The sequence below is a fragment of the Actinomycetota bacterium genome (assembly GCA_005774595.1).
Classification (GTDB): domain Bacteria; phylum Actinomycetota; class Coriobacteriia; order Anaerosomatales; family D1FN1-002; genus D1FN1-002.
In genome coordinates this window covers 1-3854 of record VAUM01000183.1, presented here as the reverse complement: position 1 = coordinate 3854, position 3854 = coordinate 1, and the positions used below count along the sequence as shown (strand labels likewise).

The 3854-nt window shown below is 72.4% G+C and carries 6 protein-coding genes; 5 read left to right on the top strand and 1 reads right to left on the bottom strand.

What is annotated here, in order from left to right; genetic code table 11:
* The 5 genes from FDZ70_07490 to FDZ70_07470 all read left to right on the top strand — a co-directional run.
* Positions 1 to 460, top strand: a 460-nt coding sequence (locus tag FDZ70_07490) for an ATP-binding cassette domain-containing protein (GenBank protein ID TLM73967.1), incomplete at its 5' end; no start/stop codon positions are given.
* Positions 451 to 1275 carry an iron export ABC transporter permease subunit FetB gene (gene fetB, locus FDZ70_07485; GenBank protein TLM73966.1) on the top strand — a complete coding sequence of 275 codons (825 nt, stop codon included), beginning with the start codon at positions 451 to 453 and terminating at the stop codon, positions 1273 to 1275. The genes FDZ70_07490 and fetB, both read left to right, overlap by 10 nt.
* The gene (locus tag FDZ70_07480; GenBank protein ID TLM73965.1) at positions 1272 to 1625 is read left to right on the top strand and encodes a hypothetical protein; all 354 of its coding nucleotides are present in this window, start codon (positions 1272 to 1274) and stop codon (positions 1623 to 1625) included. The genes fetB and FDZ70_07480 overlap by 4 nt, the downstream gene beginning before the upstream one ends.
* Positions 1622 to 2254, top strand: a complete 633-nt coding sequence (locus FDZ70_07475; protein TLM73964.1) for a hypothetical protein — start codon at positions 1622 to 1624, stop codon at positions 2252 to 2254. Before FDZ70_07480 ends, FDZ70_07475 begins: the two co-directional genes overlap by 4 nt.
* 183 nt (positions 2255 to 2437) lie before the next feature.
* Positions 2438 to 3355, top strand: a complete 918-nt coding sequence (locus FDZ70_07470) for a polyprenyl synthetase family protein (GenBank protein TLM73968.1) — start codon at positions 2438 to 2440, stop codon at positions 3353 to 3355.
* A gap of 26 nt (positions 3356 to 3381) precedes the next feature.
* On the opposite strand, the gene FDZ70_07465 is transcribed toward FDZ70_07470, so the two are convergent.
* Positions 3382 to 3854: tetratricopeptide repeat protein (locus FDZ70_07465; protein ID TLM73963.1), on the bottom strand; the 473-nt coding region annotated here is incomplete at its 5' end.

Genomic DNA, 3854 nt, shown 5'->3' with positions numbered 1-3854 from the left:
CGCGGAGGTCCCGCCGGCCGAGTGGCGCGCCGCGGTCGCGCTCGTGCCGCAGACCCCTGTGATGCTCCCGGGCACCGTCGCTGAGAACCTGCGCGCGCCGTGGGCGCTCGCGCTGCGCCGGGGCACGCCTGCGCCCGACGACCGCGTGCTCGCGGTCGCGCTCGCTTCGGTGGGCCTCGGCGAGGTCGCGCTCGACCGCGATGCTGCGAAGCTCTCGGTGGGTCAGGCGGCCCGCGTCGCGATGCTGCGCACGGTGCTGACCGACCCGCGGGTGCTGCTGCTCGACGAGCCTGACGCGAACCTCGACGACGCGTCCGCCGCGCAGGTCGCGTTCATGACGCGCACCTTCGCGTCGCGCGGGGGCGCGGTCGTGCGCGTGCGCCATGTCGAGCGCGGCGAGCGAGGCGCGAGACGCTACCGGCTCGAGGGCGGCCGGCTTGCCGAGGAGAGCTGCGCGTGATCCCGGCGGCCGACACCGCCGTGTCCGCCGCCGGCGTCATCGCCATCGGCCCGTGGCAGCTCGCACTCGCCGCCGGGTTCGTCGTGCTGACCGGCATCGTGTCGCTCGTACTGCGCCTCGGTGTCGGACGCAGGTTCGTGTTCGCCGCCGCCCGTGCGTGCGCGCAACTGCTCGCGCTCGGACTCGTGCTGGGGTGGGTCTTCCGGCTGAGCAGCCCGTGGCTGGTCGGAGGCATCCTGCTGCTCATGCTGTCGGTGGCGGCGCTCACGGTCGCCCGCCGCGCGCCCGACGCGCCCGGCGGCGTGCTGCCGGTGGCGTTCTTCGCGCTGGGCGCGGTGGGCGTCTTCGTGACCTTCACGGTGACCGGGGCGGTCATCGGGGTCGAGCCGTGGTACCTGCCGCGCTACGTCATACCGATCGCCGGGATGATCCTCGGCAACTCGATGAACGACATGGCGGTCGCGCTCGAGCGGGCCTTCGCCGATCTCGACGCGCGCGCCGACGAGGTGCTCGCCCTCACCGCGCTCGGTGCGACCCCGTGGGAGGCCGCGCGTCCGAGCATCCGCGCCGCGATGCGCGCGGGGATGATCCCGGGCATCAACACGCTGACGACCGCGGGTATCGTCTTCATCCCCGGGATGATGGCGGGGCAGATCCTCGCCGGCACCGACCCGATGAGGGCCGCCCCGTACCAGATCGTGGTGATGTTCATGATCTCGGCGGCCGGCGTGCTCGGCTCGGCGCTGGCGGTGTCGCTGGCGTACCGTCGCCGGTTCACGGCCGACGGCGTCTTCCTTGAGAAGGGGATGCGGTGACGATGCTCGAGAACGCGTGGGTGCGCCTCGTCAACAACTGGCTCCACGACTTCAGCTCCGGGCTGTGGGGCGCGTGCGTGCTGGTGATCTGGCTGCTGCGCGGCCGGCTCACGGGCGCGGGTATGGAGGTCGCCGCCGCTCTCGGCGACGCTCAGATGCTGATGTGGCGGGTCCTGCTTGCTGCACTCGCCTTCATCACGCTCACCGGTGCGGTCCGCCTGTTCTATTGGCGCAAGGCCACGCCGGCGGAGGAGATGCCCGCCAAGCGCCCGGCGCTCATCGGCAAGCACGTGGCGTTCCTCGTCATCTACGGCGGCGGGACGCTGTGGGCGTGGACGCTGGTGCGGTGACGCCGCCTGGCGACACCGGGTACCTCGCCGACATCGACGAGACCCGGTCGTTCGGGCGGGTGCTGGCCGTGATGACCGTTCTGGGTGTCGCGGTGTTCCTCGCCCAGCGGTCGGCTCGGGCGAGCACGCTGATCCTCGAGGCCGTCTTCGTCGGCCTGCCTCTGGGTGCGTGCTGGCTCGGCTGGTGGGTCGCGTGCCTCGACCGCGGCGTGCGGATCGCGCTGCGCGATGACGCCGTCGTCCGGATCACGCGCGCGGGCCGCGAGACGGCTCTCACGTGGGACGAGGTCCGGCGGTTCGACGCATACGTGAAGTCCTTCGAGGGCGGATCGACGCTCTACCTCGGTCCGGTCGACGCGGCGGGGCGTGTTCGCGACGAGTGGAGGATCATGGTGTACAGCAGCGCCCTGTTGGCGGGGCGCGCGGTGAATCCCGCAGCGAAGTGGTGCATCGTGGAGCTGGCGGGCCTCCCGGTCGACGTGGCGCTCGGCGAGGGGGCACGCGTGCTCCTCGACCTGGCCCGCAGCGCGAAGGACGAGCGCGCGTTCCTGCAGTCGGTCGTTGCGGCCATGCGCGCGCGCCGGTTCTCCGAATACTGGGAGCTGCGTCGCGCGGAGGCGGGCGAGTAGCAGGGCTTCCCGTTGTCCGTGTCGAACGGGGCAGGTAGCATACGGCGGGCGCCCGCACCGCGCCCGCACCGCACCGCCTCTCCAAGGAGTCCCGTGACCGGTTTCGAGCTCTACCTGAAGACCAACGCGAAGAAGTTCGAACGCTACCTCGCGAGCTTCTTCGAGGACGGCTCGCACCCGGACATGCGGCGCTACCTGTACGAGCTCGTGGGCGAGTACACCGCCGGCTCCGGCAAGCGTCACCGCCCGCTTATCTGCCTGCTCGCCTGCGAGGCCGTCGGCGGCGACCCGGCCAAGGCGTGGGCGTCGGCCGCGGCCATCGAGCACTTCCACACCGCCGCGCTCATCCACGACGACATCGAGGACAGTTCGCTCACGCGTCGCGGCGAGCCGTGCATGCACGTGTCCGAGGGCCTCGGCCTGGCCATCAACGCCGGGGACCTCGCGCTCGCGCTCGTGTGCGGCACCGTCGTCGACGACCCCGGCCTCGAGGACGCGGTGAAGCTGCGCGTGCTCGCGGAGCTCGTCGCGATGACCACCCGCACCATCGAGGGTCAGGCGCTCGACATCGGCTGGGCGCGCGACGACCGCTTCGACCTGTCCGTGGACGACTACCTGCTCATGGCCAACCACAAGACGGCGTTCTACTCGGGCGCGGTCCCGCTCGCCGTCGGCGCGATCATCGGCGATGCGTCGGACGAGCAGGTCGAGGTGCTCCGCGCCTTCGGCATGGCGGCGGGACTCGCGTTCCAGATCCAAGACGACGTGCTGAACCTCGTCGGCGGCAAGGAAGCGAAGGCCAAGGACTTCCGCAGCGACGTGACCGAGGGCAAACGCACACTCGTGGCGATCCACGCGCTGCGGAACTCGGCACGCGCGGACCGGCTGCTCGAGCTGCTGTCCATGCGCACCACGGACACCGCGCTGCTGGCCGAGGCGGTGGACATCATGTCCGGGTCGGGCTCGATCGCGTTCGCCAGCGACTACGCCGAGTCGCTCATCCTCGGCGCGAAGGCCGACCTCGACGCGGTGCTGCCGCCGAGCAAGCCGAAGAAGCTGCTGCTGGAGATGGCGGACTTCTTCATCGCGCGCAAGTCGTAGCGGCGCGCGCGGCGAAGCCGCCCGGCTCAGAACGTCCAGCCGGTCTCGGCTGACGGCTCGTGCTCGACCGCGGGCAGGCCATCCGGCCCTGCGGCAGGCGGCGCGGCCGGCGCGGGAGCGGGCGTCTCGGCCGCGGGCGCCGCCGTCCCTTCCGCCGGTCCGATCGCGGCGAGCCGCGGCTCCGCGTACTCGCGCCACGTGCTCTCCGGGTAGCGGGCGAGGAAGTCGCGCCACACCGCGCGCGCGTCCGCGTCCCGGCCGGTCGCGAGCAGCACGTGCGCGAGCCGGAACTCCGCCTTCTCGGCCTCGGGCCGTCCGGGATGCTCGCGCAGCAGCCTCGTGTACGCCGGCTGGGCGAGGTCGTGGCGCTTCAGGCCCTCCGCCGCGCTGGCGACCGCGAGCAGCGTCGGCGCGGGCAGCGCCACCGAGGCACCCACCTGCTCGTACGCCTCGAGCACCTCCACCTTGCGCCCCTGCCGCACGAGCGCGTCCATCGCGT